Annotated in this window: 19 protein-coding genes; 14 read left to right on the top strand and 5 right to left on the bottom strand. The window is 43.3% G+C overall.

The window, feature by feature from the left end; genetic code table 11:
* Nucleotide 1 precedes the first annotated feature (1 nt).
* From IWA51_RS04715 to IWA51_RS04760, 10 genes are read left to right on the top strand one after another with little or no spacing between them, the layout of a single operon-like run.
* Complete coding sequence (locus IWA51_RS04715; RefSeq protein ID WP_198443415.1) at nucleotides 2–1,288, top strand: ABC transporter permease; 1,287 nt, start codon at nucleotides 2–4, stop codon at nucleotides 1,286–1,288.
* Complete coding sequence (locus IWA51_RS04720; RefSeq protein ID WP_177527401.1) at nucleotides 1,281–1,973, top strand: ABC transporter ATP-binding protein; 693 nt, start codon at nucleotides 1,281–1,283, stop codon at nucleotides 1,971–1,973. The genes IWA51_RS04715 and IWA51_RS04720 overlap by 8 nt, the downstream gene beginning before the upstream one ends.
* Entirely contained in the window at nucleotides 1,973–3,319 is a 1,347-nt protein-coding gene (locus tag IWA51_RS04725) for an ABC transporter permease (protein WP_198443416.1), read from the top strand. Before IWA51_RS04720 ends, IWA51_RS04725 begins: the two co-directional genes overlap by 1 nt.
* A 59-nt stretch (nucleotides 3,320–3,378) precedes the next feature.
* Nucleotides 3,379–3,924 carry a UvrB/UvrC motif-containing protein gene (locus IWA51_RS04730; RefSeq protein ID WP_177527403.1) on the top strand — a complete coding sequence of 182 codons (546 nt, stop codon included), beginning with the start codon at nucleotides 3,379–3,381 and terminating at the stop codon, nucleotides 3,922–3,924.
* A complete protein-coding gene (locus IWA51_RS04735; RefSeq protein ID WP_198443417.1) occupies nucleotides 3,908–5,032 on the top strand; it encodes a hypothetical protein in 1,125 nt (374 codons plus the stop codon). The genes IWA51_RS04730 and IWA51_RS04735 overlap by 17 nt, the downstream gene beginning before the upstream one ends.
* 30 nt (nucleotides 5,033–5,062) lie before the next feature.
* Nucleotides 5,063–7,621, top strand: coding sequence for an ATP-dependent Clp protease ATP-binding subunit (locus IWA51_RS04740; protein ID WP_230402712.1), 2,559 nt, complete (start codon nucleotides 5,063–5,065; stop codon nucleotides 7,619–7,621).
* 53 nt (nucleotides 7,622–7,674) lie between these two features.
* A complete protein-coding gene (locus tag IWA51_RS04745; RefSeq protein ID WP_198443418.1) occupies nucleotides 7,675–8,976 on the top strand; it encodes a valine--pyruvate transaminase in 1,302 nt (433 codons plus the stop codon).
* A gap of 39 nt (nucleotides 8,977–9,015) precedes the next feature.
* A complete protein-coding gene (locus tag IWA51_RS04750) occupies nucleotides 9,016–9,627 on the top strand; it encodes a phosphoribosyltransferase (protein ID WP_177527406.1) in 612 nt (203 codons plus the stop codon).
* A gap of 2 nt (nucleotides 9,628–9,629) precedes the next feature.
* The gene (locus tag IWA51_RS04755; protein ID WP_198443419.1) at nucleotides 9,630–11,750 is read left to right on the top strand and encodes an FN3 associated domain-containing protein; all 2,121 of its coding nucleotides are present in this window, start codon (nucleotides 9,630–9,632) and stop codon (nucleotides 11,748–11,750) included.
* The gene (locus IWA51_RS04760; RefSeq protein ID WP_198443420.1) at nucleotides 11,751–12,344 is read left to right on the top strand and encodes a ribonuclease HII; all 594 of its coding nucleotides are present in this window, start codon (nucleotides 11,751–11,753) and stop codon (nucleotides 12,342–12,344) included. It begins immediately after the preceding gene.
* A gap of 49 nt (nucleotides 12,345–12,393) precedes the next feature.
* Here the strand turns inward: IWA51_RS04760 and IWA51_RS04765 are convergent, their stop codons facing one another.
* On the bottom strand, nucleotides 12,394–12,855 hold the full coding sequence (locus IWA51_RS04765; RefSeq protein WP_177527409.1) for a DUF3276 family protein: 462 nt from the start codon (nucleotides 12,853–12,855) through the stop codon (nucleotides 12,394–12,396).
* Nucleotides 12,856–12,985: 130 nt separating this feature from the next.
* Between IWA51_RS04765 and IWA51_RS04770 the strand changes: the two genes are divergently transcribed.
* Entirely contained in the window at nucleotides 12,986–13,930 is a 945-nt protein-coding gene (locus IWA51_RS04770; RefSeq protein WP_198443421.1) for a DNA-methyltransferase, read from the top strand.
* Between the two features lie 74 nt (nucleotides 13,931–14,004).
* Here the strand turns inward: IWA51_RS04770 and IWA51_RS04775 are convergent, their stop codons facing one another.
* Genes IWA51_RS04775 through tmk form a run of 4 tightly spaced genes read right to left on the bottom strand, consistent with a single transcriptional unit; the run spans nucleotide 14,005 to nucleotide 17,651 of the window.
* On the bottom strand, nucleotides 14,005–15,183 hold the full coding sequence (locus IWA51_RS04775; protein WP_198443422.1) for a cysteine desulfurase family protein: 1,179 nt from the start codon (nucleotides 15,181–15,183) through the stop codon (nucleotides 14,005–14,007).
* A gap of 3 nt (nucleotides 15,184–15,186) precedes the next feature.
* The gene (locus tag IWA51_RS04780; RefSeq protein ID WP_198443423.1) at nucleotides 15,187–16,362 is read right to left on the bottom strand and encodes a 3-dehydroquinate synthase; all 1,176 of its coding nucleotides are present in this window, start codon (nucleotides 16,360–16,362) and stop codon (nucleotides 15,187–15,189) included.
* A gap of 9 nt (nucleotides 16,363–16,371) precedes the next feature.
* Nucleotides 16,372–17,004, bottom strand: coding sequence for a hypothetical protein (locus tag IWA51_RS04785; RefSeq protein ID WP_198443424.1), 633 nt, complete (start codon nucleotides 17,002–17,004; stop codon nucleotides 16,372–16,374).
* Nucleotides 17,001–17,651 (bottom strand): dTMP kinase, encoded by a 651-nt coding sequence (gene tmk / locus IWA51_RS04790; RefSeq protein ID WP_198443425.1) that lies wholly within the window; start codon nucleotides 17,649–17,651, stop codon nucleotides 17,001–17,003. Before tmk ends, IWA51_RS04785 begins: the two co-directional genes overlap by 4 nt.
* Before the next feature lie 90 nt (nucleotides 17,652–17,741).
* Between tmk and IWA51_RS04795 the strand changes: the two genes are divergently transcribed.
* The 3 genes from IWA51_RS04795 to IWA51_RS04805 are packed head-to-tail and all read left to right on the top strand — an operon-like array spanning nucleotide 17,742 to nucleotide 25,282.
* Entirely contained in the window at nucleotides 17,742–22,235 is a 4,494-nt protein-coding gene (locus IWA51_RS04795) for a translocation/assembly module TamB domain-containing protein (RefSeq protein WP_198443426.1), read from the top strand.
* Between the two features lie 13 nt (nucleotides 22,236–22,248).
* A complete protein-coding gene (gene bamA, locus IWA51_RS04800) occupies nucleotides 22,249–24,723 on the top strand; it encodes an outer membrane protein assembly factor BamA (RefSeq protein WP_198443427.1) in 2,475 nt (824 codons plus the stop codon).
* A gap of 25 nt (nucleotides 24,724–24,748) precedes the next feature.
* A complete protein-coding gene (locus tag IWA51_RS04805; RefSeq protein ID WP_177527417.1) occupies nucleotides 24,749–25,282 on the top strand; it encodes an OmpH/Skp family outer membrane protein in 534 nt (177 codons plus the stop codon).
* The last annotated feature ends 6 nt before the right edge of the window (nucleotides 25,283–25,288 follow it).

A 25,288-nucleotide genomic window follows, 5' to 3' on the forward strand; every position in this document is an offset into this window, starting at 1 on the left:
TTTGAGCGGCTTTAAGTGGATTTATTTTGTGTCCAGAAGAATCAGCAGAATAAACAGAAAGGGACGTACTTCGGTAACTTCGGCACTTGCTTCGTTGGGACTTTGTTTTGGTGTTGCATCCCTCATTGTTGTATTGAGCGTTATGAACGGTTTTCAGATGAGTTTTAAGGATGCCATTATGGAAATAAGTTCGTATGATGCGCGCGTTTCAAATATTACGGAGCAGCAGGAAGAAGAATTTTTGTCGTGGTGTTCGGGTCGCAGTGACGTTGAATGTGTTGTTCCGTTTTATGAAGCCCAGGGGCTTATGGCAGGAACAGGCGGTCGTCAGAGTGCAGCCCTTGTACGTGCTGTTCCGCAGAATACAATGCAGGAAGATGCAGGCTTTAAGAAACAGCTGCGCATGGTTGCAGGAAAATTTGATCTTTCGGGCGGTGACGGAATAATTGTAGGAAACACTCTGGCACACAATCTGGGACTTCATGTAGGAAGTCGCGTTAACATACTTGCGCTCAGCGGTTCTTCTGACGTAAGCCTTCTTTCTGCAAACAGGCAGTTTGTCGTAAAGGGAATTTTTTTCTGCGGATATTCTGACATAAACGCCGCATATTCTTTTATAAGCCTTGATGCCGGAAAAACGAATTTCGGTGCCGGGGCAAAAAAAACTTTCGGAATAAAAACATCCGGTTCTTCTGGGGAAATGGCTTTTCTTGGAGCCGTTAAGAATAAATTTCCTGATGCACAGGTTTCGGTCTGGCGCGATTACAACAGAAGTTTTTTTGGTGCACTAAGAATGGAAAAGACAATGATGTTCCTTCTTATTCTGCTGATTTTTGTTGTCGTTGCTGTAAACATTTACAACGGAATGCGGAGACTTGTGTATGAGCGTAAAGATGATATTGCGGTTCTTTCAGCCCTTGGCGCACATCCGCGTGACGTTCAAAACGTGTTTGTAATGCAGGGCGCTTCTGTAGGAATCGGGGGCTGTGTTCCGGGACTTCTTCTTGGGATTTTTTTGTGTCTTAACATAGAAGGCGTTTTTACCTTTTTGTCAAAGGCGCAGTATTTTTTTATGTACATAATTTATTCGATAATTTCACCGCAGTCGCTTCCTTATCTTTCCGAAAACCCGATGTTTGCAGTGTATGCCAATATTCCTGCAAGAATGTTCCCACAGGAAGTTGCGTTTGTTTTTTTATTCGGAATTTTTTCGTCAGTTCTGGCAGCAGCCCTTGCCGGAAGAAATATATTGAAAATGAAAGTAGCAGAGGTGCTCAGAGATGAATGATGCAGATAATATTATTTTAAAAATCAGCGCTCTTGAAAAAACATATGTTACCGGAAGTGAAAATCTTACAATACTGAAAGATCTGGATATGTCGGTTTCTCGAGGAACAAAATGCGTTATTGTCGGTGAAAGCGGAAGCGGAAAATCAACTCTGCTCAATATAATTGCCGGCCTTGATTCTGTAACAGGCGGAAGTGTCTGCGTTAACGGAAAAGATGTGGCAAAAATGAATGAACGCTCTCTTCCCGAATTCAGGCGCTCGGTTCTTGGTCTTATATTCCAGTTCCATTATCTTTTGAAAGATTTTACCGCTTTGGAAAATGTTTTTCTTCCGGCCTATATGGCTGGTGTTCCAAAACGCGCGGCTATGGAAAAAGCAAAATCGCTTTTGAATGATGTAGGTCTTTCTTCACGTGCAGAACATCTTCCGTCTCAGCTTTCTGGAGGGGAAAGACAGCGTGTCGCCGTTGCAAGAAGTCTTGTAAATGACCCAGAACTTATTCTTGCAGATGAACCTACAGGAAACCTTGATCCGGCAAATGCAGCCCTTATAGGAAACCTGCTTTTTACCATGGCAGAAAAATACAACAAAACGCTTCTGCTTGTAACACACGATATGACACTTGCGTCACGCGGTGACATAAAATACAGAATAGAGTCGGGCAGGCTCTCGGAGGCTTTCTGATGACAGTGCGTTCATCACTGATGTATGCAAAAAGACTGCTGTTCCCCGGACATAGTACCCGCCGTACATCCTCGAATGGAAGACGCAGTTTGCTGGGGGCAACACTCTGCATTGGAATAAGCCTTGTTCCGCTTGTTGCAATTCTTATAATTAGTGAAGGAATGATTCAGGGAATGACAGGACGTCTTATACATCTTTCATCCCACGACATAAGCGTTCACCTTGACTCATCATCTGCATCTGCCCAAAGTGCCTCTGCAATGCAGGAAGCCGCCGCCAAAATTCTAAAACTTGAAACCATAACAGGCGCTTTTCCCGAAGTAAGGGGAAGTTCACTTGCTGCGGCGGGCGGTTACAGAACGGGTGCGTCGGTAAGGGCAGTGGAGCCTGATATCTTTGTTAAAAACGAAAGCTTTTCTTCGCTTCTGAAAGTTGTAGAAGGAAAGGCAGATCTTGACAGTCCCAGAAACGCAGTTATAGGACAAAAAATTGCAGAACTTCTTGGGGTGCATCCAGGAGACAGAATTTCTCTTATCACCGCAGGAGGAAGTGCGCGTCCTGTTCCGAAAGTAGCGCAGTTTACCGTAACAGGAATTGTTTCATGCGGTTACCAGGAACTTGATGCGCTGTGGGTTTTTATTCCGCTTGAGGCAGGCTTTACTTCACTGGCAAGAAATTCTGTAAGTTTTGTAATTGGTCTTACCACGCAGAATCCTTTTTCAAAAGATTTTGTTTTTATTGCGCGCGATGTTCAGAAATTTCTTTTTGGGGAAGACGGAATCGAGGGTGCTTATGTAAGCCGCTGGGACGAAGAAAATGCCGCACAGTATGAAAATTTTTCTTCAACAAAGTCTCTTGTTCTTCTTATAATGCTTCTGATTGTTCTTGTGGCAAGTATAAATATAAGTTCGGCCCTAGTGATGGTGCAGATGGAACGCAGAAAAGAAATTGCAATCTTAAAGAGTGTAGGTGCTTCTTCAGGCGGAATTACGCTTTCATTTCTTGCTGCGGGAATGTTTTCTGGTGCTGCAGGGCTTGTGCTTGGTATTCCGGCAGGACTTCTTGTAGGCGTAAATGTCAATTCAATAATTCACGCTGCCGAATCTGTTGCAAATTTTTTCCTTCGGCTTAAGCTTGCACTTTTTTCTCCTGAAAATGCAGGTGCCACTGTAAATGTGCATATACTTGATCCTGCTTTTTATCTTCAGGAAATTCCTGTTGAAGTTCCGGCTGAAGGTATTCTGGCCATTATTTTGGGAACTCTGGTTCTTGTTTTTGCTGTTTCTGCTGTCCCTGCAATATGGGCAGGCCGTGAAAAACCGCTGGATACTTTGCGTAAAGTCTGATTTATGCTAGAATAAGGTGTTTAAATAAGAATTTTCAGGCTTATTTTTAGAGGAATTTTATGCTTTGCGATTTTTGCCATGAGAGAGAAGCTGTCATCTATATGGAACAGATAACCGGCGGCAGCCAGAAGCGCAGAATCAATATCTGCGTGGAATGTGCCGTTGAAAGGGGAATTAATCCTGACCCAAAAAGCATACAGGCATCGCTTGGAGTTTTGTTCAAGGAACTTGCTGATACAAAAAGAAGAATGGAAGAAGCCGACAAAAAACTCTGTCCTGTATGTGGAACAAGTCTTGGAAAAATAAAAAAGACACTCAATGTCGGATGCCCGGAATGTTATGCCATATTCAGGGACGATGTAACCGCACTTCTTTCACAAAAAGGACCGGTAGAACCGTACAAGGGAACAATGCCTGCGCGTCTTTCTACGGTACATTCTGTTCTTAACGACAGGATTATTTTAAGAAACAAACTTGATGATGCTGTTGCTGCCGAAAACTATGAAAAGGCCGCACTTTACCGCGATTATCTTAAGGCACTTGAAAAGACAGCCGTGTCAGGGGACGGAAGCTTTACGGGGGAAGACAATGGGCAGCTCTCCTGAAATAACCGACACCTGGTATGCACGTCCCGGAAGCGAACAGGATGTCGTTGTTTCTACGGCCGTGGAACTTCACAGAAATCTTGCCAATTTCCCGTTTCCCGAACGTCTGGATGATTCAGACGGCGCGCGTGTAATGTCAATCGTGTTTGATGCCTTCAACAGACTTGAAGATTCAGAGCGGTACCAGACAGTTGCTGCAAATCTTCTTGATTCCAATGCGTTCAGGATTATGCGCGAAAGAAATATTCTGCCTTCTGACGAATACAGGAATGCGGGTATAATTCTTCGCTCAGACGGAAAAGTTTCCTGTACAGTAAACTGCGGCGATCACGTAAGAATTGCTTCTTTTTTTTCAGGAATGGATTTTGACAGACCTCTTGTAATTACAGGCAAACTGGACTCTGATATTCAGCATTTTGTTCAGTTTGCCGCCAGTTATGATTTTGGTTATCTGACATCTTCAATAGCTGACTGCGGAAGCGGAATGAGACTTTCTTTTTCTGCACACCTTCCTTCTTTGTGCATGTTGGGACGTATACGTTCACTTTCAGAAGAAGTGGCGGCCGCAGGTTTTTCTATGTCTGCAGAATATGCAAGCGGCGGGGCAGGTGTACTTTCGGGAAGGAATTTTGACGGTGCAGCACTTGGCGGATACTACAGAATTTCAAGTACAAACTGCATTTCAGGAACAGAATTTGATCAGGTTGCTTCTATCATTGCGCTCTGTAAAAAAGTAATAGATGCTGAACGGGCAGCCCGTGAAGAATGCCGCAGAACTGTTCCGAGTTCGGTGCAGAATTATATGTACAGAGCCGCATCCATTGCGCGTTCCAGTGTATTTGTGACTTTGCGTGAAGCAATAGAAATAACTGGCGGCGTAAAGTGGGCACTTGATATGGGCTTTCTTTCCGGAATAAATGAAACTGATTTGCATTCACTTTTGTACAGAATTCAGGAAGGTCATTTAAGATATGTTCTGGACAACGGAAAATTTAAATTTGAAGATGATGTCAGTGGTTCTGAAGATAAAAAAATAGAAAGGCTTCGCGCTCTTATACTTCAGGAGGCGTTTGAAAATCTGCAGATTCAGCACAACAGCGCCCGCTGAAATCAAAATGATCAGAGGTACGGTAATTTTATGATGATAGAAAAACTTTCCCCAAGGGCACAGCGTCTCATGCTTGCACTGGCACCAGATGAAGCACGCAAGCTTGGTTCCATGCAGCTCGAGCCCGAACATATGCTTCTGGCTCTGCTAAAGTCGGCAGACGGTCTCGGTTATATTACACTCAGGCAGTTGAGAATAAATGTTCTTACAATGCAGCTGGCTGTGGAACAGAGCATGCCGTCGCGTTTTCCAGACAAAAGCCTTGATGATATTCCGCCTTCCGAAAGAACAGAAGGTCTTTTGAAAAATGCAGAATTCCAGTCGCATACAATGGGTGACGGCTATACCGGAACAGAACATATTCTTCTGGCGCTGGTAAACGAACCCAAGTCCATTGCGTCTACATATTTTGCCAAAGCCGGAATTGAATTTTCTTCTGTAAGACAGACAGTGCGTGATGTTCAGAAAAAAGTTCCGACTTCTGCACAAAAAAACCGGGAAGAGCAGGGAATTGAACGCAACTTTATTCCGCCAAGAATGAATGCAATGTCAGACGGAAGTTATTCTTCTGAAAAAAAACAGTCACGCTCTTCTTTTCTTGAACAGTACAGCCGCGATCTTACGGCAGAAGCAGCAAAGGGCGACACAGACCCTGTAATAGGACGCGATGCAGAAGTAGGTCGCGTTGTTCAGATTTTGTGCAGAAGAACAAAAAATAATCCCGTTCTTGTAGGAGAGCCGGGTGTCGGAAAAACTGCGGTTGCAGAAGGTCTTGCACAGCGCATTGCAATGAGAAACGTTCCGCGCGATCTTCTTGGAAAAAAAGTTCTTGCGCTGGATCTTGCAGCCCTCATTGCAGGAACAAAATACCGCGGTGAATTCGAAGAAAGACTCAAGCGCGTGATGAAAGAGATAAAGGAAAACAAAAACATAATTCTTTTCATAGACGAGCTTCATACAATAATCGGCGCCGGCGGTCCTGAAGGTTCAATGGATGCCAGCAACATGATTAAGCCTGCACTAAGCCGCGGAGAAATGCAGCTTCTTGGTGCAACTACGACAAAAGAATACCGCAAGTATCTTGAAAAAGACAGCGCGCTTGCAAGACGCTTCCAGGTTGTAAGGGTAGAAGAGCCTTCACAACACGATACAGAAAAAATTCTTGAAGGAATAAAATCTCGCTATGAAGACTTTCACCGCGTAATTTATGACGACGGGGTAATTCCTGCAATCGTAAAGTACAGCAGCCGTTATATCTCTGAACGTTTTCTTCCCGACAAAGCCATCGATGTAATGGATGAAGCCGGTGCCTCAAAAAAGATTCTGGGCGATGTGCGTCCTGCCGAAATTGATCGTCTTGAAAAACAGCTTTCAGAACTTTCTGAACGCAAGTCAAAACTTGTTGCCTCACAGGACTACGAAAGCGCTGCCCTTGTAAGAGATAAAATATCTGACGTAAGAAGAAAAATAGATCTCCTTAACAGCGAGTGGAAGGAATCTGTACGCTCTTCAAGAAAACATGTAACCGTTGATGATATATGCAGAATAGTAAGTTCAACTACGGGAATAGCGACAGACAGGCTTGATGACGGGGAAGGAAGGCATCTTCTTGATATGGAAAAAATCATTGGTTCTGAAGTTATAGGCCAGGAAGATGCTGTAAAGGCCGTGAGCAGTGCCATAAGACGCAGCCGGGCCGGTGTTTCGTCTCCAAAGCGTCCTGTAGGTTCATTCATTTTTCTTGGGCCAACAGGCGTGGGTAAAACAAAACTTGCAAAATCCCTTGCAAAATTTCTGTTCGGAAGTGAAGACGCACTCATAAGGGTAGACATGAGCGACTTTATGGAAAAACAGAACGCATCAAGACTTGTAGGTGCACCGCCGGGATACGTGGGCTACGAAGAAGGAGGAACCTTGACAGAAAGTGTAAGGCGCCGTCCTTATTCAGTAGTTCTTCTTGATGAAATAGAAAAGGCCCACAGCGATATATTCAATCTTCTTCTACAGATGCTGGAGGAAGGCGAACTTAAGGACAATCTTGGTCACGTTGTAAATTTCAGAAACACAGTCGTCATAATGACAAGCAACGCCGGCGCAAGGCAGATAACATCTGAAGGACGCGTAGGCTTTACTTCAATGGAAGAAGGTGTGCTTCCTTACGAAGACATAAAGTCCGGGGCTGTTTCAGAATTAAAGCGCATAATGTCACCCGAAATTCTTAACCGCGTGGATGACATTCTTGTATTCAATCCTTTGGGAAAAGAGCAGGTTTCAAAAATACTCGATCTTGAACTTGCCGAACTTTGCAGCCGTCTTTCTGAAAAGAACATAAGCCTTTGTATAAAAGACGAAGCAAGGGATTATCTTTCCAAAAAAGGCTATGATCCTTCAATGGGTGCACGTCCTATGAGAAGGCTTATCCAGCGTGAAATAGAAGATCCTGTAGCAGACATTCTTCTTGCCGGAACAGATCCCGACGGCGGTACGGTAACCGTTGATTTTGATTCCTCAGAAGAAGTCCTTTCGGTAAAATACAGGCGTCCCAGAAAAAATACAAAAAAAAGCATTACAGAAACTGCAAAAAAATAATGAAGCCTTCGCACAAATATGTTTGAAGAGCCAGATAAAGAGGTAAATATAAAATGTTTTCAGATTTTGGAAAAAAGATGACAGGTGATTCCGGAATATTAAGGCTCATGGAAGATTTGGGCAGTCCGCTTCCTCCGGGAATGCCGTCCTATTCTTTAGGCGGGGGAAATCCTGCACAGATTCCCGAAATTGAGGCAATGTACCGCCGCGAAATGGAACGGATTATGTCTGACGGCCGCAGGTTTGAAGATCTTATCGGACGCTATGACGGCCCTCAGGGACAGATAGATTTTATAGAGGCTGTTGCTTCATATCTGTCAAAAACATACGGCTGGAACGTAAAAAGCGAAAATGTTGCTGTTTGCAACGGAAGCCAGAGTGCATGTTTTTATCTGTTCAATCTTCTTTCGGGAACATTTACGCAGAACGGTGTTCAGCAAAAAAAGAAAATACTTTTTCCACTTGTTCCGGAATATGTAGGATACGCCGACCAGGGAATAGAAAATGACACGTTTGTAAGCATTCCGTCAAAATTCGAAGAATATGATGACCATACATTCAAGTATTTTGCTGATCTCGAAAAAGTAGAAAACTATCTTTCCCACCATGAAGAAGTTGCCGCAATGTGTGTAAGCCGTCCTACAAATCCTACGGGAAACGTACTTACAGATGTCGAAATCGAAAAGCTGTCGGCCCTTGCCAAAAAGTATTCAATTCCGCTTATAATAGACAATGCATACGGACTTCCCTGGCCGCATATTATATTCAGCAAAGATGCAACCCCTGTCTGGAACGAAAATATAATTCTGAGCATGAGCCTTTCAAAAATAGGCCTTCCAAGTCTGCGCACGGGAATAATTATTGCAAAAAAAGAAATTGTTACCGCACTTTCAAATCTTAATTCAATTATTGCACTTGCTTCTGGAAGTCTGGGTCAGTCAATTGCAGCAAATCTCATAAGATCAGGTGAACTTGTAAAAAATGCAGACAGTTGCGTGCGTCCCTTCTATGAAAGAAAAAATCTTCTTGCGCAAAAATGGATTCACAAATATTTTGCAGGAGGCGACTACGCTGTACACAAAGGTGAAGGTTCAATTTTTCTGTGGATTCTTATGCGCGATTTAAGCATTACAACAATGGAATTCTATGCAAAACTCAAGGAAAGGGGAGTGATTGTCGTTCCGGGTGAATACTTCTTCTTCGGATCCGATTCATCCTCTGATCTTCCCCCGGTACAGAATCATCCGCACTATTCAAAGTGCATAAGACTCAATTATGCCCGTCCCGACGATGAAGTGGAAAACGGAATCAGAATTATTTCAGAGGTATACAGAAAATACCGCCGTCCGTTGTAAAAAACACGGAATGACTGTATAATATTCTTTGAGGTTTTTATGAAAGAATTTCTTCAGTATGATAATGTCAGAAACGATGCACTTCTTCTGGCCCATAAGATTTACCAGAAAGACGGATTTGTTCCCGATATAATTTACACTTCACTCCGGGGCGGCGCTTACATGGCAAACGTCATAAGCGAATATTACAAGGTTGCGCTCAAAAACCACAAGCCCGTTCTTTATGCCGCAGTTGTTGCAAGAAGTTACAGCGATGTTCACAAGCACGAGTCAGTAAGAATTGACGGTTGGACGTATTCCCCGGACTACCTGCGCATGGGCGACAAGGTTATGCTTGTTGACGACATTTTTGATTCAGGAAGAACACTCAATTATCTGGTCGGAATTCTTCTCGAAAAAGGTGTTCCGCGCGAAAATATAAAAGTTGTTGTGCATGACTACAAAATTTACAAGTACAAGGAACAGCTTCCAATTCAGCCTGACTACTGGTGCCGCAAGTTTGAGATTGAATCTCCCGGCGACAACCCGTGGATCAACTACAACAGCCATGAACTTGTAGGACTTACGCAGACTGAACTTGAACAGAATTTTTACGCACCTTATCCTGAGCTGCGCGAAGTTCTGGAACCGATATTCAAGGACGCCAGATAGCCGTGAAATTCAAATTAAGGACGATTGTTTTTGCATTTTTTCTTCTTTGCGGAACTGCATTTGCATTTTCGGACAGGGACATTATAAGCCCCTCTGCCGGAGTATGGGGAAATGTGCAGGCTCTCGTTCTTGATGCAAGCGACGGCAGCGATCTCTATTATTCACTTACGGGAAGCGACCCGCTTGTTTCGGGCTTTGCCTACGACGGTCCTGTTGTAATAGACGGAACCGGTGATGTAAGTGTAAATATTACGGCTGTTGCAAAAGACGGAACGCGCTCGGACTTTTCGGTTTCGTATTCAGTTAAGGAAAGCGAAGAAATTCCCGAAAACTCGTCTGTCTTTATTCATTCAGTTTCAAAAAATCCGATAAGAAAATATATTTCGGGAACAGAATTTTCCATTCCCAAAGGCTTTTTGTATTCACTTTCAAATTCTGTTCCACCTTCATATGCTTCGGGAACAATTTCTCTTTCTGCACAAAACCAGATGGAAGCTTATGTACCATGTACAATATCTGACGGAAAAAATTTCTTTCACTTTGTAATACACGTTATTCCGGATGCGGCTGCTGTTTCTTCTGCTTCTGTTGCCGGAACCGCAGAAACTTCCGTGCCGTTTACTGTACGCGACTGGAATAACATTCAGTTTACAGGCGACAAACTTTTGTACCAGATCGACGATGAGTACTGGAGCGCAGACAAATCTGAACGCACAATAGACAGAACTGTTCCGCATACAATCCGCTGGCAGAGCATGGAGTATATGGAAGGAAATCCTGTAGGCGAGTGTGTGCTTCCTGTTGTTCCTACTCTTTTGTGCTACAGAAATGCAGACGGAATGCTTGAATTTTTACTTTCTGACGAAGGACGATCGCAGCTTTCTCCTGTCTCCCAGTCACTGTCTGCAGAAAAAATGGCGGCTGGGCTTTATTCTTCAATGAAGGCAGATATCTTTGACTGCGGTGAACTTTCAGGAACTGCAGTTTTTGACGTGTACCAGAACGGAGTAAGACAGGGAACACTTTCCTGTGATTATTTGCTCGATAAAATTCCGCCTGCAAAGCCTGTATTCAGTTCGTCATCAGATGCAGGTCTTGCACGCGATGAAGTTGTTGTTACCATGTCTTCTGAAACCGACTCGTTTGTCTTTTACAGCATAAGCGGTCCGGTCGAATCAGAAACGGCATTTCTTCCGGGAACACAGACAGATCTTCCAAAGCCTTCTCCCGAAAGTTTTGAATTCTATTCTGGACAGGAAATAAGGTTGCGCTCTCCTTCAGAAAAAGCTGCCCTTTACAAAGTGTCTGCGTTTGCTTCTGATGCGTTCGGCAACAGGAGCCCCGTTTCAGAATATACAGTCGTTGTAGACAAATTCAATTACTATATTTCAGGAAGCAGCACTTCTGAAAAACCCGACGGAACTTACGGGAACCCGTTTTCTACTTTTGACCAGGCTCTTGAAGTAATTAATTCGCAGGAATACATGCGTCTTTTTGTTGTGTCTGACATAAAGATTGAGACAAATGCAAAAATAGAGTCCGATTGTGACATCATAGGCGGCAGTTCGCGGATTGAATTTGCCCCTTCTGCGTCACTTGAAGTTTCGGGTGCAAAGGTTTTGTTAAAAGACTGTCTTATTGAGTGCGATTCATCTTCTTTGTCTTTGCAAAAACCGCTTGTTTCCCTAAAAAACGGTGCTTCACTTAGTGTAAATAACTGTGAAATTATTGGACTGTTTGATTCTGATGCCGTTCTGTTTGACTGCGCGGAATCATCTCTTAATGTCGTTGACAGCGGTCTTTCTGTGCAGTCGCGCACTTACGGCTGTGTTATTTCTTCGCAAAAATCTGATGTAAGCGTTTCTTCTTCAAGAATTACTGCTGTTTCTGAAACCGGCGTCGGCGCCAGCTGTTCGGGCGGAAAGTGTCTTTTTTATGGCAATGAATTTTTTGTAATTGCTTCTATGGGGCGAGCACTGGAATTTTATGCAGCAGATGCAGATCTTGAAAACAATAATTTTTCTGCCGTGTTAAGAAACGGGCCTTCGGGGGCAAGCGCTGTCTGGAAAGATGCCGACACTGTTATCCTGCAGAATTTGCAGAACAAGTCGGAGGGTTTTTGAATGCAGTCTCTTGTAGCCGGAATTGATGAAGCAGGTAGGGGACCTCTGGCCGGTCCTGTTACTGCTGGTTGTGTTATTCTGCCGCCGGACTTTCCTGTAGAAATGTTGAATGACAGTAAAAAACTTTCTGAAAAAAAACGGATTGTCGCCGAAGAACAGATAAAAAAATATGCCTGCTGGGGAATAGGTGTAATTGACCATACCATAATTGATGAAATAAATATTCTTCAGGCTACACTTAAAGCAATGAAAGTTGCCTTTGACATGGCTGTCATGAAACTGCCTGACTGGTGCAAAAAGAATTCACTTGTGCTGCCGGATGTTTCACAGATGAATGCTGTTGTTGACGGTATTTTTGTTCCTGAAATAAACTGCCTTGCAAGAAGTGAAGTAAAGGCAGACGCAAAGTTTCCATGCGTAATGGCTGCAAGTATAATTGCAAAAGTCGGGCGTGACAGAATTATGTGTGAATATGACAAAATGTACCCCGGTTACGGTTATGCGTCACATAAAGGTTACCCGACACCTGCCCATAAAGAAGCATGCCGCCGTCTGGGACCTTCACCCATTCAGCGGCTGTCGTTCAAATATTGAATATGTGGTACCTCTAAAAATCCAGTAAACGTGATTTTTGGAGATTGCTTTAATATTCTTCTGTTACTGTCGGAGTTGAAGAACGCTTTGATGTAACGTGAATTACACGGCCTGTTCTTTTTATTCCGTCATCCTTGCGCTCTGCACGTTTTTCTGCAACAAGACGGCTTTCTCCCTTTCTTCTGTAAACTTTTTTTGCAAACGAATCATCATCTTTTTGGGCTCCGGCTGCATACTTTGCTTCTTTTGCAGCTTTCTTTTCTGCACGCAACTTTGCCTTTTCCTTGCGGTCTTTGTCTATGAAACTTAAAGAACTGTCCATTCCTGAAAGAAATTTCTGCATGTCATCGGCAAAGACAACAATGGATCTTCTGTCGTCTGCTCCTTCTTTGATTTTGCTTTCAACAATCTGCAGAAATACATCGCCGTTGCGGTTTTCCTTTACGTTAAAAAAATATGACCTGTTGTCAAGATTCACCTGGTTTGTGTAAAGCTCGCCTCGTATTCCCATGATTTCCTTCCTTAAAAATGTAGTGGATTTTTATTTTTCAGACCTACTTATATTAGCATAAGTTGAAATTATTTTCAAGTGAGGGGGCGTACTGATACAAAAACAGAATAATATGATATAATCATTCCCCATGGAACAGAAGAAACGCGCGGAACGTAACAGGACGCTGACAATTTTGCCGCAGGAAGAAGAAGTATTAAAAAAGAATATTGAAACTTTGGAAACTGTAAGCCGGAGCAAAGATTTTATAAACAAAACTGTCAATGCGAATTTAATGGACGTACTTCCGCTCATTCCCGACGGATTTGCAAATCTTATTATCATTGACCCGCCGTACAATCTTACAAAAGACTTTAACGGAATGAAATTCAACGCAATGAAAGATAAAAATTACGAAGCTTATCTTGACTCATGGCTTCCTTTGGTCTGCAAAAAATTAAGTCCGGTTGGAAGCCTGTATCTTTGCGGTGACTGGAAATGCACTTCGTCTCTTCAGCGTGCACTTGAAAAAAATCTTACTGTAATCAACCGTATTACCTGGCAGCGTGAAAAAGGCCGCGGTGCCAGACAAAACTGGAAAAACGGAATGGAAGACATCTGGTTTGCCGTCAAAAATCCTGCGGACTATTATTTTAACGTAGATGCAGTCAAAATAAAAAGAAAAGTAATTGCACCGTATAAAATAGACGGAAAGCCAAAAGACTGGGATGAAGGTGAAGACGGAAACTTCCGTTTAACATACCCGTCAAATTTCTGGGACGACATTTCAATTCCGTTCTGGTCCATGAGTGAGAATACCGATCACCCGACGCAAAAGAGCGAAAAACTTTATGCAAAATTAATCCTTGCTTCTTCCAGACCAGGTGACATTGTTTTTGACCCGTTTCTGGGTTCCGGAACAGCAAGTGTTGTTGCAAAAAAACTCGGCAGAAATTACTGCGGAATCGAACTGAATTACGAATACTGCATGTTCGCAGCAAAACGCCTTCTTATGGCCGGCGATAATAAAGAAATACAGGGTTACCGCGACGGCATCTTTTGGGAACGGAACAGCCAGCTGTCTTCCCGCAGGTAAAAAACGGAATCAATCCGTGACTGCATGAACTTTCGGTAACTCATGTCAGCAATATTATTTTGTTATGCCTCATCTTATTTTGCAAACAGGGCGGCAGTTTTTTTTACGGCTTCAAAAAGTTCGTCCATGGCTTGGGGTGTTGTAAGCGGGCCAAAACTGAATCTTACTGCGGACTCTTTTTCTTCTGCCGGAAGCTGCATTGTGTCAAGAATAGGTCTTGCGTGTCTTCCTGCAGAACATGCGCTTCCTGTAGAAATATAAAATCCTTCAGAACTGAGTGCGCGTTCCATTACCTGACCCGGAATTCCTTTGAATGAAGCCTGAATAACCCACGGCGAAAATTCGTGTTCAGTATTGTCTGCTGTCCTGCAGTGCGGAATCATTGTGCATGACGGAATTGAAGCAAGTTTTTCTATAAAAGCCGCGGCATATTTTTTCTGAAGTTCATATCTTTCCATTGCCGTGCTGTTGCGTTCAGAAATAGCATATTTTTCAAGACAAAGGGACATTGCTTCTGCGCCAAAAAGATTTTCTGTTCCGCTTCTGATGTTTTTTTCCTGTCCGCCGCCCCTTAGAAACGGAACAAATTCTTTTGCCGTGTAAAGAATGCCTATTCCCCTTGGACCGCAGATTTTATGTGCACTGAAAGCCGCGCTGTCTATTCCGCTGTGGGTCAGATCAAGCGGTATTTTTCCTGCTGCCTGTACGCAGTCTACATGGAACATTGGTTTTCTTTTTCCGCGGCAGTGTTCGGTAAGTGCGTCTGCTATTTCATATACAGGCTGAACCGCACCGGTCTCGTTGTTTACGGCCATAACGGTAACAAAAGCCGTGTCATCGTGAAGGGCCGCAATTACCGCGTCTGCACTTACAAAACCGTTTTTGTCGGGATTGACTGTTATTGTTTTCCAGCCGCAGTTTTCTATCATTTTTGCCATTTCCCTTATTGCAGGGTGCTCGATGGCGCTTACAAGAACACTTCCTTTTTGCGGGCGCGTCAGAACAGACAAAAGTGCAATGTGGTCGCTTTCTGTACCGCCCGAAGTAAATGTTACCGTCTGTTCAGGAATTCCCAGTGCAAGGGCTGCGCGTTTTCTTGCGTTTTCAAGTGCTTTTTTTGCGTCGGTTCCGGCTGCATGTATGCTAGAAGGATTTGCCCAGTGCTCTGTGGAACACTCAAGTGCTTTCTGAATAATGTCTTTGTCTGCCGGGGATGTTGCTGCCCAGTCAAAATAATGTTCAGCGCTGATCATATTTTATTCCTGTTCCGTAAGTACTGAAAGAATTTCTTCGTCGTCTGCTTCACTTACAAAAGTCTGCTGCGGGCCCGACTGAAGCGTAAGTCTTATTTTTGCCGAATTGTTCTTTTTGTCTTTTTTCATTGCATTAAGAATCAGAGTGGCTGTTTTTTCTGAAGGAATGTTTTTAAGCGCACTGTGCACGGCCCCTGTTTCGTATCCGTAAAGGGCAAGCGTTTTTAATGTCTTATCTGCAAATTCTTTTGAACATACACCGCGGGCAAGCGATACACAAACTGCCCTTGACATTCCCCAGGCAACAGCTTCACCGTGTGTTACTTTTCCAAGTCCGGCAACAGACTCAAGCGCATGTCCGAAAGTGTGGCCGTAGTTAAGAAAGGCTCTGTCTCCGTGTTCCCTGAAGTCTTCTGAAACAATCTTTGCCTTTGCACGCGCACACTGTTCCACTATTCCATCAAGAACATCCTGTTCCCGTTTCATAACAGAATCTTTTTGTGAAAGAAAAAGTTCTGTAAGTTCAGCAGAAAAAAGAAATGCTGTTTTAATTGCTTCTGCCAGTCCTGAAATGAATTCATTCTGCGGAAGAGTCTGTATAAAACTGCTCCAGATGTGGATGTTTTTTGCAGGGTAGAATGCACCTATCATATTCTTGTAGCTTTCAAAGTCACAGCCGGTTTTTCCGCCTACAGACGCATCTACATCGGCAAGAAGTGTTGTGGGAACAAATTCTGCAAGGACGCCTCTTTTGAACATTGAAGCGGCAAACCCCGTCATGTCGCATACAACACCGCCGCCTATGCCCGTAAAAATGCAGTTTCTGTTGAAGTTGCCTTCAAGCGCGGTTCTTACTATTGAAAGTACGCTTTCTATTGTTTTGAATTTTTCGCCTGCACCAAGGATTATGAGTGCATCTTTGCCGCGTGTAAAGGTTTCGGCGGTTTTTCCTGCATGGGATTCTGCGTCAGCCTTAAAGGAAGATGTGAACGTTCTCATGCAGGGAAGGGCTGCTATTGTTGTATCGGTAACAAACAGTCTGCGTGCATCTGTTTTATTTTCTTCAAAAAAGAATTTGTTAAGGTCAGGACTGTTTTTGTGAAAAATTATTTTTGTTTCGTCAAATCCTGAATTTTCGGGATATCTGAGTGTGTAAACATTCTGTGCATTCTGAGTCATGCGGCTATTTTAATAGCTTTTTGAATTCATTGCAACGAGGTCAGAAATTACTTTGTCCAGTCTTGAAAGTTCACGGTTCAGAATATTTTTGTAGGAAAGCTTTCCCGTATTTATCCGTTCCCTTTCGTCTTCCCAGTTCTGAAGGCCGGTAATATACATAAAACCAAACTTTTTTGAACCTGCTTTTTCTGCCCAGAGTTCTGCTTCCTTCCAGTAAGTGTAGCCCGCTGTGTAGCAGGATTTTGCTTTTTCAAGATTCCGAAGGTATTCGTCTTTCCACGGGGCGTCGTAAAAAACAGCGGCTTTTTTGTCATAAATGCGGCCGAGCCTCAGGTGCTGTTCAATGAGCTTAAGGTTTATGTGCATCTGAAAAAGATAGCGGTATTTTTCCCACTGCAACTCGTTTTCTATCTTTGTATATGCATAAAGCGGGTTTGCAAAGTCGGCCTTGGCAGCCTGTTCCAGCCAATAAATGTTTTCTATACAGTCGTCGGGCAGCTGGCTGTAGTGAACGTGGTACAACTTAAGGTAGTCTTCCTTGTACTTGACCATGTATGACTGGGCTTTCTGCGGAACCAGAATGGCAGCCAGAATGAGGGCGAGAATAAATTTTAATCTGTTAAGTTTTGCAGGGAATTTCACGCTTTCATTATCGGAAGGTCGGCGATGTTAGTCCATATTATTTCAGAGATTTTTTCTACCGGAAGGGTTGCATCTATGTCTACAATTTTCATTCCGCTTCCTTTTTCGCCGCGGTATTCGTCTATAGCTTTTCTGTACTCAATTACGGTTTTTTCAAGAAAGTCAAGCTTTTCGTAAATTTCTCTGGAACCGCGTGAATCTACTCTGGAAAGGGCAGTTTTTGCGTCTATGTCAAAATAGAACAGAAGTTCAGGCAGCGGGAAAAGTGAATTGAGCATGCGCGGAACACTGGGGCTGCAGTCGATGCTCTGGTATGCAAGGCTTGAAAAAATATATCTGTCGCAGACAACGCATTTTCCCTGACCGCACGCTTTTTTTATTCCGCCGCAAAGAATGCCGTCTTCTGAAAAACTTATGTCTGCGTTAAGGTGTTCGTTTCTGTCTGCCGCAAAAAGATATGCTGCCGTTTCATTTGTAACGGGAACGTTTCCGCCAAGCATGGAACGAAGAAATTTTCCTACGGGAGAGCGGCTGGGTTCCGCAGTAAAAAGAAAGTTGCTGCCGCATTTTTTCTTTAAAATATTAAGTTGCGTAGTTGTTCCGGCACCGTCTATTCCTTCAAAAACTATGAAATTTTCAAGAATCATTTTTTATGCTCCTATTTTAAATAAGAAAAGACATTATGAATTATTGTATATCTTTTTTTTGTTTTCTGATAGAATACAATTTGCGGCCCTATGAAATCAAGAGCGTTTAGGACAATAACCGGAAGTTTTATTTTTTTACTCATAATTGCGGTCGTCGCTGCCGCTCTTCAGCCGGTTTATCATGCCGTTGATTCTGCCCTCAAAACCTGCGAATCTGTTTTTAAAACGCGTCTTTCAAAAGAAACAGGGCTGGGGCTTTCCTACAAGTCTCTTTCGCCGTCCCTTCTTACCGGAATACGCATTAAGGGAATAGTCCTTTATGAAACCGAAAATGATGCACCAATTCTTTCGGTAAGCAATGCGGTTCTAGGTTACAGTCTGCCCAAAATCATAAAAGGTGACTTTTCGCGTGCATTTACTCGCCTTGTTCTGACTGACGTTTCACTTGACTTTAGCGACAGCCGCTATAAGGCAATTCTTGACCGGCTGGGTTCATCCGGTGCGAACAACGGGGCAGACGGGGCTGCGGTTTCCGAAAAAAAAGCACCGCATTCATCAGATTCTTCCGACGCAACAGGAGAAGGTTTTGCTTCTGTTCTGGATTTCATTAAGGATGCACTTTTTTCACTGCCGTTTGATGTTCAGATAAGAAACATGAATCTTGGTTATGAAGTTGGGAACGACAGTTTTCATGCCGTACTCAACGACCTTTTTGTAAGGAAGGACGGGCTCAATTCTTCACTCTATTCCCGTGTTTCAGGCTATGCCTTTGCAAGACTTTCTGCACTTGGCTCAAAAACAGCAGGGTTCAGGTTCAGGGCAGAAGGAAATTTATTGAGCGTTTTTTCGGGAAGTTCGTGCAGAATCCTTTTGGACAGCTATTCCCGTGCAGACTACACACCGCGCAGAATGGAATATCTTCTTCATTATTCCAGCCCGGAATTTGTTTTAAGGTCAACGCAGCGTATTCTGCCGTATGCAGTCCAGATTGTGCTTGACAGGGATAGCCTTGATTTAAGCGCGGAACTTACTGCTCAGAATCTTGATCCCTTTGCACTTCTCGGAAATTCCTATTCGCTCAAACAATTTTCAAAGTTCCGGGGAAGTACGCTTTCGGGAAGTGCCGGTTTCGGAATAAATCTTGAAACTTTCCGCTACAAATGGAATGCGGACTTGAGCGCTTCACTTTCAAAGTCAATTGCTTCAGGCGGTCAGCAGGTTTCTGTCCGGGCTTTTGGCGACGATTCTTCTGTTACGGTAAAAAATCTTTCGGCAAAGGGACAGATTGCAGCGCTGTCTTTTGAAGGAAGCCTGGATCTTAAGGACAAAAGTCCGTCGGGAAGTCTTGAACTTGAACATTTTGTTCTTCCAAACGGCGGAATAATTTCGGGAAGCCTTTTGTGCAGCCCTGACAAAAACGGATTTTCGCTCTTTGTTCCCGAACTTTCGCTTGGTACAAGAAAATTTTCGCATATAGACATTTCTGTTCAGAATGAAGACAACGGCTCTTTAGGGTTTTCTGCCGAAGTTTTTGACTATTCACATTCAGAATATGACAATCCCGGAAAAATTATTGCCGACGGCTCTTTTTCATACAAAAACAATCCTTATCTGCAGGCTTCGGTAAGCGTAGACAGTTTTTTTGTTGATTCTGCGGTTTATGCTGCGGCCTTTTTTGCTGAAGGGAATTCTCCTGGCGGCATTTCTTCGGTGGCGGCATCCCTTGCGCCCTATATTACAAGTACGGAATTTTATATTTCCACGAATTTCAGCGGAATTACCTTTAACGTGCCCTATGCCGTTTTTGCAAATACAGAGAAGGATAGGGAAATGCTCTTTCTTTCATTCGACGGAACAGAAACTGCCCTTCAGGTAAGCCAGCTGGAACTTCTTTACGGCGGCAACTCGTTAAACGCAACTCTTGAAGCTGATTTTTCACCTGTAGACAAACAGGCCGCATTCCGCACGAACTTTAACCTTAATTCCATACCGTATTCGCTTTCGGGAACTTATGCTCTCGGGGAATGGATAAGCGTAATAGGTGACTACGGATTCAACGCTTCTGTAAATTTGGGAAAGTCTTGCGGTGGAACACTTGATTTTTCTTCCCTGCCGCTGTCTCTGGGAAAATACATGCTGTCCCTTTCTGCCATTGCCGAGTTCAGCTTTACATCGGCAGAAGACTTTAACGTAACGCTTTCAAATCTTACCGTGGATGAAATTACGGGACTTGTTCCGGGTAAGCCTAAATTTTCACTTGCAGCCACTGCAGACCAGAGCGGAATTGTACTTTCTTCACTTTCTTACAACGACACAATTTCCTATCTTCAGGGGTGGGGATATTTTCTGTGGAATATAAACGACGGAATCTTTGACAGCATGAATTTCAATCTTACGGCTGCAAATGATGTTACCAAAGAAAGTGTGACTCTTGCAGGCGATTTGTCAAACCCCATGCGGCAAAAACTTGATTTTGACACGCTCACAAAGGACTGCTACTTTTCTGCACAGGCAGATGTAAAATCTTTCCCGTGCGCGCGCTTTCTTTCGGAACAGGACGGCTCTGATACGGTTACTGCAACGATTACGGCCAGCGGTACTTTTGAAAACCCGTATATTTCTGCCCAGGTAAAAGAACTTTCGCTTAACGCAGGCGGTTCAACTCTTAAAGCCAGCGGAAATGCCTCTATTATGGAAGGAATTCTTACTGTTCCGCAACTTAACGGCAGCTGGAAAAACTTTACGCTTGAAAGTTCCGGGTCAAAAGTAGATTTAATGGCTTTTGAAGGTTCTGCATCCCTTTCTTTGTCAATGACAGGCGGGCAGAATTCGTTTACGGCGCCGATGCAGTTTACTCTGACAAACCTTTCGCCCTTTACCCGGAACACATTTGCTGTTCCCGAAGCTTTTTCGGTGGAATTTGACTGTGCTGGAATTTCGGGTGCAATGAAAGACAAACTTCCCCCTGTCCATATTTCGCTTATCCGTTCCCCCGGGCGCTGGGATATCATGACCGACGAAAACCTTGGTGCATACGGGGAATTCCTTGATGACGGTTCGCTGAGTCTTATGGTAAGGGAAGACAGGCCGCTTAATTTTAATCTTGACGGAACTCTGGTCAACGGGCTTATGAATCTTTCTGTCCGTAACCTTTACTGCGATACAGGTCGCTTTTCGTTCCTGTTCAATTCGCAGTTTTTCAGCGTGTACAGCGGTTTTGTAAATGCAAACCTTACACTGTCTGGGCTTGCGTCAGATCCCGATATTGACGGTTCTGCAGTTGTTACAGACTTTGACTTCAACATTCCGGTTTATATTCCGGAACATTTCAAGGCACATGAGGTTTCTGTCGAATTTACGCAGGATGAAATTGTTATTCCCGAGACAATATTTTCGGTAAAAGACGGAAGGGTTGCGGCCGATGCATACGTTAGCTTGGACAGACTTTCTGTTACTTCGCTTGAGTTGAATGTAGAAACTGAACGCAACCGCGATATTCCTGTTGATGTAAAAACACCTCTTGTACGCGTAACGGGACGGACTTCGGTTAAGGCTACTCTTGGAATAGAAGACAACGTTGTGGGAATAGACGGTTCCATTGCCTTGAGAAATGCAGAAATTTCATTTATCACAAACTTTGGAACAAACCAGGCGCCCCAGTCAGAAGAAGTAAGGTCAGATGCACCTTCGTCGCCGCTGGATTTGAGCCTAAACCTTGATCTTCTTGTAGGACAGAAAGTTCAGATTATACTGAATCCGCTTCTGCGCGGTCTTGTTGCCCCTGCCACACCGATACAAGTCTTCCTTGACACGGCGTCCGAGCTCTGGTCGGTAAAAGGCGACATTGTACTCCGGGGCGGTGAAATATCTTATTTGAGCCGCAACTTTTATCTGAAGGAAGGCCGCCTTATAATGGATGAAACACAGAACGGTTTTGACCCAAACATAACAGTACGTGCAGAAACCAGGGAACATGATGACAACGGTGAGCCGGTTACAATCTCACTTTCTGCAATAAGCCAGGATCTTTCTAGCTTCAGCGCAACACTTTCTTCAAGCCCCGCCAAGTCAGAAAGTGAAATTCTTTCCCTTCTGGGACAGATTGCTACAGGAGATAGCGATTCCGTAGGAAATTTCCTTGTTGCGGGAGTAGATTACGGCGTTCAGGTTACGGTTTTGCGAAAACTCGAAAATGCATTGCGTGATTTATGTAATTTTGATATATTTTCAATACGTACAACCCTTCTGCAGAATACAATCAGACAGGGATTCAATATGAACACCGAATCCGAGAAAGGTTCAATTATAAGTAACTTATTTGATAATTCGACTGTTTATATAGGAAAATACTTTGGAAGCACTATCTATGCCGATGCACTTATGCACTGGACTTACGATAAGAGCAGAGCCGATGCTTCGGGTGCAGATGCTGGCGGTGGTCTTGTATTCCAGCCCGAAATCGGACTTGAGCTGGATGCCCCGTTTGCAAACATACGTTGGAATTTTGCTCCTGATATAGGTCAGCTGCAGAAATCCTGGGTTCCGGCTACTTCCATTACTCTGTCATGGAGAATTTCGTTTTAAAAAAGAGGAATTTATGCGAACTAAGCATTCTTTTATGGTTTTTGTTGCTGCGGCTATTCTTGTGGCTGCCAGTGTTCTTCCTGCATTTTCACAGGATTCCGGCTGGTATTATGACAAACCCATAAAAACCATCACTTTTGAAAATCTTAAAAATGTAAAGCAAAATGATCTTGAAGGAATTACAAGCAGTTTTGTGGGACAAAAGTTTACCGACGAAGTCATCAGTTCTCTTTATGACAGAATGTTTGCGCTTGACTATTTTGAAAATGTCGAAGCAAAAGTTGCAAAGGCGGATGAGGCTGCAAGTTCTGTAAAAATCATTCTTGCGGTTACCGAGCGACCCGTTGTTTCTGCCATTATTTTTAAGGGAAACAGCCAGCTCAGAAAATCCGAACTTCAGGAAACCATTCTTATAAAAGAAAAGGATATTTTTGTTCAGTCCAAGCTTCTGTCCGACGAGCGTGCACTTCGCAACCACTATATAGAAAAGGGTTATACTGCGGCGACAGTTTCATCTTCGTTTGAAACACAGCCTTCGGGAATTGTAGTTACTTTCAACATTAATGAAGGGCAGCGCACGGTTGTAAGAAGCATTAAGTTCAACGGAATTGTAAATTTCTCTGAAAAAACACTTAAAAGCAAGATTACACTCAAGGAAGCCGGACTTTTTAACAAAGGTTCTTTCCAGGAAGCGTCTCTTTCAAATGATGCAAGAATTATTACGACTTATTATCAGAACCACGGCTATGCAGATGCAAGGGTTCTTAATGTAAAAAAAGATTCTTCCTTCAACAGTGAAAAAAATCTGAACGAACTTACAATTACCTTTGATATAAATGAAGGCGAAAAATATAAGTTCGGAGGAATGACCTTTCAGGGAAACAAGGTATTTTCTTCTGAAAGACTCCAGACTCTTGTAAGACTTCCTGTAGATGCCGTTTATAACGAGACAAAGTTTCAGGAAAGCAAGATGGCAATTCAGAATCTTTATTACGAAAACGGATATACTTCAAACCGTTTTGACACAGAAATGAAAAAGTCTGCTGACTCCCGCGTAATTTCATACGTTCTTCATATAACTGAAAATTCCAGAAGCCACATAGAAGACATTCTTATCAAGGGAAATACAAAAACAAAGGAATATGTTATAAGAAGAGAAATCCCCATCGAACCGGGTGATATTTTCTCAAATACAAAAATTACAAACGGACTCAGAAACCTGTACAATCTTCAGTATTTTTCTGCCGTTGCGCCTGAAGTTTCCCCGGGTTCAGAGGAAAATCTTGTGGACCTTGTATTCAGTGTAGAAGAGCAGAGTACAACTTCGCTTGACTTTGGATTTACGTTCAGCGGAGTTTCGAATCCTGATGATTTCCCGATTGCGCTTTATGCAAAAATCCAGGATTCCAACCTGTTCGGTGAGGGACGTTCCCTTTCTGCAGGTACAACACTTTCTACAGACGAGCAGTCAGTCAACATCGGTTACGGACAGAACTGGCTGTTCGGAAAACCTATAAGTACAAACTTTTCTTTGGGATATTCACATTCAAACAACTATACTTTAAGGGACAAATTTCTTCCTGACGGTTCCATTGATGATGATTATTATTACATGGAATACGAGCAGCACGAATTTAACCTGAGTGCTTCGCTTGGGCACCGCTGGACACCTGACTTTGCAATTCTTACCCTTTCCGGCGGTTTGAGCGGAAGTATCATCAACAATATTTATGACTCAAGCATTTATATTCCGTATGATTCTTCTGTAAGCCAGTACAACAACAACTGGGAGCCAAAGAATTCTCTGTGGTCTTCTTTCTCTATGGACGGCCGCAACATAAACTATGATCCTTCAAGCGGATGGTTCTTTAGCCAGCGTCTTGCCTGGTACGGTCTTCTTCCTGAAGGTGCAATTGCTTTTGCACCGCGCTGGGGAGAACGTGAATTCTATCTTCGTACAGACAGTAAAGTCGAAAAATATTTTACTCTTGTAGACAAGCCTGTTTCAGAAAACTGGAGTTTTAAGCTTGTACTTATGGGATATTCGGGACTTTCATTCCAGTTCCCGTTCTTTGACTCTGCAATCAAGCAGTCAAACCAGCTTTATATTGACGGTATGTTCAACGGACGCGGATGGTCAGTTTACAACAATGACGGCGGAAGGGGACAGGCTCTGTGGAGTAACATAATTGAGCTTAGAATGCCGGTTGTTCCCGGTGCAATTTCTTTTGACGCATGGTTTGATGCTGTTGCAATCAAGGACAGTGCACAGAATTTCTTTACGGAACTTACGTCCGAAGACTGGTACTTTAGTTTTGGCCCGAGTGTACGTTTTACAATTCAGCAGTTCCCGTTGCGTCTTCTCTTTACAAATACTTTCCAGATCAAAGACGGGGAAGTTGTGTTTGAAAACCGTGATGGAACAGGAGATAATGCCTGGTACAAGAACTGGAACTTTGTACTTTCATTCAACCTTGTGAACCGTTAATCAATATATTAAATTTGGTGGAATAATGAAAACTGTTAACTTAAAGAAAATTATCGTATTGTCTGTTGTAGCGTTTGCTTCTTCTTTCTGCGGAATTTTTGCCCAGCAGATTACTAAGTTCGGTGTAGTTGATACAGCACGTGTTTACCAGGCTTATTTCAGAGATTCTACACCTGTTCGCAACTACGAAAGCAAAAAACAGGAGTTTCAGTCAGAGATAGACAAAATGGTTTCGGACCTTCAGAATCTTCATGACAGAAAACTTGAGTACGAAAAGAACGGAGACGAGTCTGCGGCAATGAATATCGAAGCGCAGATTACAAAAAAGACCGATTTTATCAATGAATATACAAACGCAAAGAATGTAGAACTTGAATCGCTCAAGAAATCTCTTCAGGATAACGACGCCTTTTACAAGCAGCTTTACAATACTCTTTCACGCATTGCCGAAAAAGGCGGTTACAGTATGATTCTGAGCCTTCAGCAGTCAAACGCAATCCTCTGGTACAGCCGCTCTGTTGATATAACTGACGAAGTTATATCCCAGTTGGGTCGTTAAGTTCTG

The sequence above is a fragment of the Treponema peruense genome (assembly GCF_016117655.1).
Lineage (GTDB): Bacteria > Spirochaetota > Spirochaetia > Treponematales > Treponemataceae > Treponema_D > Treponema_D peruense.

Excerpts from the sequence above, each read along its gene's own strand:
- IWA51_RS04720 (WP_177527401.1), top strand. The coding sequence starts at position 1,281 with ATGAATGATGCAGATAATATTATTTTAAAAATCAGCGCTCTTGAAAAA.
- IWA51_RS04725 (WP_198443416.1), top strand. The coding sequence starts at position 1,973 with ATGACAGTGCGTTCATCACTGATGTATGCAAAAAGACTGCTGTTCCCC.
- IWA51_RS04730 (WP_177527403.1), top strand. The coding sequence starts at position 3,379 with ATGCTTTGCGATTTTTGCCATGAGAGAGAAGCTGTCATCTATATGGAA.
- IWA51_RS04735 (WP_198443417.1), top strand. The coding sequence starts at position 3,908 with ATGGGCAGCTCTCCTGAAATAACCGACACCTGGTATGCACGTCCCGGA.
- IWA51_RS04740 (WP_230402712.1), top strand. The coding sequence starts at position 5,063 with ATGATGATAGAAAAACTTTCCCCAAGGGCACAGCGTCTCATGCTTGCA.
- IWA51_RS04745 (WP_198443418.1), top strand. The coding sequence starts at position 7,675 with ATGTTTTCAGATTTTGGAAAAAAGATGACAGGTGATTCCGGAATATTA.
- IWA51_RS04750 (WP_177527406.1), top strand. The coding sequence starts at position 9,016 with ATGAAAGAATTTCTTCAGTATGATAATGTCAGAAACGATGCACTTCTT.
- IWA51_RS04760 (WP_198443420.1), top strand. The coding sequence starts at position 11,751 with ATGCAGTCTCTTGTAGCCGGAATTGATGAAGCAGGTAGGGGACCTCTG.
- IWA51_RS04765 (WP_177527409.1), bottom strand. The coding sequence starts at position 12,855 with ATGGGAATACGAGGCGAGCTTTACACAAACCAGGTGAATCTTGACAAC.
- IWA51_RS04770 (WP_198443421.1), top strand. The coding sequence starts at position 12,986 with ATGGAACAGAAGAAACGCGCGGAACGTAACAGGACGCTGACAATTTTG.
- IWA51_RS04775 (WP_198443422.1), bottom strand. The coding sequence starts at position 15,183 with ATGATCAGCGCTGAACATTATTTTGACTGGGCAGCAACATCCCCGGCA.
- IWA51_RS04780 (WP_198443423.1), bottom strand. The coding sequence starts at position 16,362 with ATGACTCAGAATGCACAGAATGTTTACACACTCAGATATCCCGAAAAT.
- tmk (WP_198443425.1), bottom strand. The coding sequence starts at position 17,651 with ATGATTCTTGAAAATTTCATAGTTTTTGAAGGAATAGACGGTGCCGGA.
- IWA51_RS04795 (WP_198443426.1), top strand. The coding sequence starts at position 17,742 with ATGAAATCAAGAGCGTTTAGGACAATAACCGGAAGTTTTATTTTTTTA.
- bamA (WP_198443427.1), top strand. The coding sequence starts at position 22,249 with ATGCGAACTAAGCATTCTTTTATGGTTTTTGTTGCTGCGGCTATTCTT.
- IWA51_RS04805 (WP_177527417.1), top strand. The coding sequence starts at position 24,749 with ATGAAAACTGTTAACTTAAAGAAAATTATCGTATTGTCTGTTGTAGCG.